The 4,624-nt window shown below is 72.6% G+C and carries 6 protein-coding genes, 1 pseudogene and 1 riboswitch; of the genes and pseudogenes, 2 read left to right on the forward strand and 5 right to left on the reverse strand.

Features of this window, described 5'->3' with window-relative positions; all coding sequences use genetic code 11:
• A pseudogene (locus MHW47_RS32225) lies at window positions 1-131 on the forward strand (8-amino-7-oxononanoate synthase); the annotation flags it as partial.
• 47 nt (window positions 132-178) lie between these two features.
• On the opposite strand, the gene MHW47_RS32230 reads toward MHW47_RS32225, so the two are convergent.
• Window positions 179-376: a DUF397 domain-containing protein gene (locus tag MHW47_RS32230; RefSeq protein ID WP_239227397.1), complete on the reverse strand. Its 198-nt coding sequence runs from the start codon at window positions 374-376 to the stop codon at window positions 179-181.
• A 25-nt stretch (window positions 377-401) separates the two neighbouring features.
• Window positions 402-1,262 (reverse strand): helix-turn-helix transcriptional regulator, encoded by an 861-nt coding sequence (locus MHW47_RS32235; protein ID WP_239227398.1) that lies wholly within the window; start codon window positions 1,260-1,262, stop codon window positions 402-404.
• A gap of 205 nt (window positions 1,263-1,467) precedes the next feature.
• Here MHW47_RS32235 and MHW47_RS32240 point away from each other — a divergent pair, with 205 nt between their 5' ends.
• Window positions 1,468-1,956, forward strand: coding sequence for an ATP-binding protein (locus MHW47_RS32240; protein ID WP_239227399.1), 489 nt, complete (start codon window positions 1,468-1,470; stop codon window positions 1,954-1,956).
• Here MHW47_RS32240 and MHW47_RS32245 read toward each other — a convergent pair.
• The 3 genes from MHW47_RS32245 to MHW47_RS32255 form a co-directional block, all read right to left on the reverse strand.
• Window positions 1,938-2,411, reverse strand: coding sequence for a C40 family peptidase (locus MHW47_RS32245; protein WP_239227400.1), 474 nt, complete (start codon window positions 2,409-2,411; stop codon window positions 1,938-1,940). The two genes, MHW47_RS32240 and MHW47_RS32245, sit on opposite strands and share 19 nt — an antisense overlap.
• Window positions 2,412-2,414: 3 nt before the next feature.
• Window positions 2,415-2,598: riboswitch (cyclic di-AMP (ydaO/yuaA leader) on the reverse strand.
• 327 nt (window positions 2,599-2,925) lie between these two features.
• Window positions 2,926-3,978, reverse strand: coding sequence for an NAD(P)-dependent oxidoreductase (locus MHW47_RS32250; RefSeq protein ID WP_239227401.1), 1,053 nt, complete (start codon window positions 3,976-3,978; stop codon window positions 2,926-2,928).
• A 105-nt stretch (window positions 3,979-4,083) separates the two neighbouring features.
• Window positions 4,084-4,624: CAP domain-containing protein (locus MHW47_RS32255; RefSeq protein ID WP_239227402.1), on the reverse strand; the 541-nt coding region annotated here is incomplete at its 5' end.

Raw genomic sequence — 4,624 nt, forward strand, 5'->3', positions numbered from 1 at the left:
TCGGGTGCTTCCGGCCGCCGTCGGTCCCGGACGGCATCTCCCGGCTGCGGCTCACCGCCCGCGCCGACCTGACGGACGAGCAGATCGGGCGGGCGGTGGCCACGGTGCGGCGGACCGCGCCGGAGAGCTGAGACGGCGGGCCGGTCCGCGCGGCGGGGCGGCGGGGCGGCGGGGCGCCTCAGCGTTTCAGGCCGGAGACGAAGGACGTCCAGGCCGTGGGGGAGAACTCCAGGGGGGTGAGCGACACATCCTTGGAGTCGCGTACGGCGAGCAGCCGCCCGTCCTCGAACGGGGCGGTCTCCACGCAGTTGTTCATACCCGTGCTGCGGCTGCTGCGCCGCCACCTCAACGCGTGCTGTGCGGGGCGATCGGACATGACGGTTCCTCCGGGCGGTGGGGGGTCACCGGTCGCCGCGGTCGATCGCGGCGATCAGGTCCAGCGTGTGCTCGGGCGACAACGCGTGGGCCTGAAGGGTTCGGAAGGCCGCGCTGTACGCCGCAAGGTCTTCTTTCCGTTCCAGATAGAGGCTACTCGTCAAGTGGTCAAGGACGACCACGTCAAGGTCAGAAGCGGTCGGAAAGGAGAAGATAACGAAAGGACTGGTGAGGCCCACATAGCCGCCGACCGTGAACGGCAGTAACTGGAGTTGCACATGGGGCAGTTGGGCCACCCGCGCGAGATGGCGCAGCTGCTGGCGCATCACCCTTCGGCCACCCACCTCCCGGCGCAGCACCGCCTCGTCGAGCACCGCGCTCAGCCGCAGCGGCGGATCGCTGCGCAGCACCCCCTGCCGGGTCAGCCGGACCTCGACCAGGGAGTCCAGCTGACCGGACGGCAGCCCGTCGAGGGAGGCCCTGGTCACCGCCCGGGCGTAGTCGGCCGTCTGGAGCAGGCCCGGAACCACCGAGGTCTCCAGCGTGCGGGCGGTCCGCGCCTGCGACTCCAGACTGATGAAGTCGCGGTACTGCGGCGGGATCAGACCGCGGTACGCGTGCCACCAGCCCGCGCCGCCCCCGCCCGCCGAACCGGCGAGCGCCCCCAGCACCTCGCGCAGCTTGGGGTCGTCCATCCCGTACGCGTCCAGCAGCCGGTTCACGTCATCCGGGCGCACCCCGCTGACACCTGTCTCGATCCTGCTCACCTTCGACTGGTGCCAGCCGAGCAGCTGCGCGGCCTCCCGGCTGGTGAGCCCCGACGCGTGCCGCAGGCTCCGCAGTTCCTCCCCGAGCTTGCGGCGCCGAACCGCTGGACCGTGCTGCATCTGGACGTTCCCTCCCGCTGTCTGACGAGGAGACAGTGTCGCGCCCGTGCGGGGGCGGGCGGGGAGAGTTCACCGGTTTGAGTTACAGATATATGCATATCCTGGTGGATCGCCACCACGGAGGGCAGCATCGGTGGCAATCTGGCGCGAAGCACAACCGGTCCGCTCGCCGGGCCGGTACCGGGTGGGAAAGGGACGGCTCGCCATGGCAGACCATCAGGAAGCACGTGTCACCCTGCCGAGCGAGCCGGCCTCGGTCTCCTCGGCCCGCCGGTACCTGGCCCGCGTCCTCGCGGAGTGGGGCCTGCCCGACGGCGCGGAGGCCGCCGACGCCCTCCGCCTCATCCTCTCGGAGCTGGCCACCAACGCCGTACTGCACACCTTCGGGATGTCGCCCACCTTCACCGTAGACCTGCGCCTGGAACGCCAGGAGCTGCTGCGCCTCGGGGTGACGGACAGCCATCCCCGCAGGCCCCAGCGGCTGCCGGCCGCCGTCCAGCAGGACAACGGCCGCGGCATGGTCATCGTCCGCACGCTGGCCAAGGAGTACGGCGGCCGGCTGACCGTCACCCCCACCGAGGACGGCGGCAAGACCGTCTGGGTGACGCTGCCGTGGCAGGCCCCGCCCGGCCCCCCGAGCCCCGACGCCGCACGCGCCCGGCCCGGGGGCCCGCGTCAGGCGACCCGGCCGTAGTACACGCTCCGGGTCCAGATCTTCTCCAGGCGGACCACGGCACCGGTCTTCGGCGAGTGCCAGATCTTCCCACTCCCGGCGTAGATGCCCACGTGGTAGACGCCGCCTCCAGCGTGGAAGAAGACCAGGTCACCGCGTTGGCGCTGGGAGGCCGAGATGTGCCTGGTCCGGTTGTACTGCTGCTGGGCCGTCCGGGGGAGCTTCTTGCCGGCCTTCTTGAACGAATAGAGCGTCAGCCCGGAACAGTCGAAGCTGTTGGGCCCGGTCGCGCCCCACCGGTAGGGCGCTCCCTTCTTCGACGCGGCGACCTTCAGCGCTTTGGCGGCGTGGCCGGCCGCCTGTGCCTCGGAAGCGGTGCCGGGGATCAGCAGCGTGCTGCCCACCGCGACGAGAGTCATGACCGAGGCCGTGGTGGCCCGGGCGAGCAGGGACGGGACATGAACCTGCGCACTCATGCGCAACCCTTCGTCAGCCGCCTGTGAAGGATGGCCTGTCGGGTTCGGGCTGGCGAAGTCGCCCGGCCGCGCGTCGCGGCTTCACCCCGAGGGACAACCGGTGCTCCGGCGGTCCCGTGATGCTCGGGTCCTCCACTCCTGCCGATCCACTCCTGTCGACCAGTCATCCGGACGGCGGCAGGACTCGGCGTCCGCCCGGACCGCCCCGCCGCGGTGGCGGGGGCTTGTCGTCCCACGGATCTTGACGCACCTCGTGCCGGATTTCCGAGATGAAACAGCCATATGTGAATTTCGCCCCGGGTCGTCCGTTCAGGTGGGCGGCCCCCTTCCCCACGCTCCCGCACGCTTCCGCGGCCGTGCCCGTACCAGCGCTGTCGCGACGCGACGCGCCTTGCGTGCATCAGGAAAACGCAAATCGGCCCGTCGCTCGCAAGAGGGAACTCCTACGCCGGTCGAGCGAGAAATCCCACCGCACCCACCGGGCGTGTCGCCCGCGCCCCGGCGCCCGGCCCGGTCAGGGCCTGCGGTCGTGCTCCGCCAGCCAGGTGTCCTCCGCCTCGTAGTCGAACAGCATCGTGCCGTACGTGCGCAGCATCGCCGGGAACGCGTCCTGCCAGGCCCGGTCCGCCAGGCGGGAGGCCAGCCAGTCGACGGTCTCCGGGAGTGAGGCGGCGTAGTCGGTCACCGGGCGGTAGCCGAGTTCCCGCGCGGCGGCCGACATGTCGTAGACGATGGGGTGCGGCGCGCTCCAGGGCGTCGCGCCGACGCCCTCCGCGGGCGGGGCGCCCGGCACCAGCACCGTCTCCGTGGACCGGCCCAGCACCGCGTCCACCGCCTCGCCGATCTCCGCGACCGTCGGCGCCTGGGGATCGGCGGCGTTCAGCACGCGCGAACCGGGCCGGGCGGCGGCCAGCCGGATCAGCTCGGCCGCGTTCGACGTGTGCAGCGGATGGAAGCGGGAGGCCCCGCCGTACGCCAGCACCCGCCGGGGCCGCCCGTCCAGCGCCCGCTTGACGAAGTACAGCTCGCGCGGGGTGCGGCAGTGCGGTCCGTGCACCGCGCCCGCCCGCAGCAGTGTGACCGGGAGGGTGTCACCGGCCGCGAGCAGATCGCACTCCAGGCGGATCTTGCGCGTCGCGTAGGTGTCGTCGCCCGGCTCCACCGTGCTCAGCGACTCCGGGATCGGCAGCGGATAGCGGGGCGCCCCGTCCGGCTCGCCCTGCGTATCGAAGCTGCGGCCCCGCTCGTCCGCGTACACCGCCCCGCTGGAGACGACCACCGCCGACCCGATCCGGTCCGCGAGGCCGGTCAGCTGCCGGGCGTGCGTCCTCCCGTACGCCACCAGATCCACCAGCACATCGCAGCCCGGCCCGAGCGCGGACGCCAGCGCGCCCTCCTCGTCACGGTCCAGGGCGACCGTCCGCACCCCGCCGTCCCACCCCTCGACGCGGCCCCCGCTGCGCGAGGCCGCCGTCACCTTCCAGCCGTCCGCCGCCAGCGCGCGCACCGCGGCGCGCCCCATCTGCCCCGTCGCTCCCAGCACCCATGCGTGTCCCCTGTCGGTCATGCCAGGCACGCTAGACGCGCCCGCACCGGCGGACCAGGGGCGTTCACCGCTCGCGAATCCGCTCTCGGCGTCGGCGATCCGGGAACCCGGGGGCCCGTCCGCGCGTCACTGGCCCGTGCCGAAGTCCTGGGTCCACACGATGCCGCCGGGGCTGTCCTCCACTCCCACGCCCAGTTCCTTGAACGAGCAGTTGAGGATGTTCGCGCGGTGGCCGGGGCTGTTCATCCAGGAGTCCATCACGGCGGCGGGTGTGCGCTGGCCCTTGGCTATGTTCTCGCCGTAGGTGCTCCACCGGTAGCCGGCGTCGGTGATCCGGTCGCCCGGACCGGAACCGTCCTGCGAGGTGTGCGAGAAGTAGTCCCGCGCGGCCATGTCCTCGGAGTGCCGCTGCGCGGCGGCCGTCAGCAGCGCGTTGCCGGTGACCGGACCGCAGCCCTCCCGGGCCCGTTCGGTGTTGACCAGGGCCAGGACCTGCTCCGCCTCCGAGGCGGGGCCGGGCGAGGAACGGTCCGGGGCCGGCGGCCGGTTCGCCGGGGCGGACGGCGTCGCCGAGGGGCGCCTGCTCGCGGGCGCGGACTTCTTCGGTGACGCCTTCGGCTTCGCCTTCGTGGCGCTCGGGCTCGCGCTCGCGCGGGCGGACGGCGAG

This window comes from Streptomyces sp. OfavH-34-F (assembly GCF_022347745.1).
GTDB lineage: Bacteria > Actinomycetota > Actinomycetes > Streptomycetales > Streptomycetaceae > Streptomyces.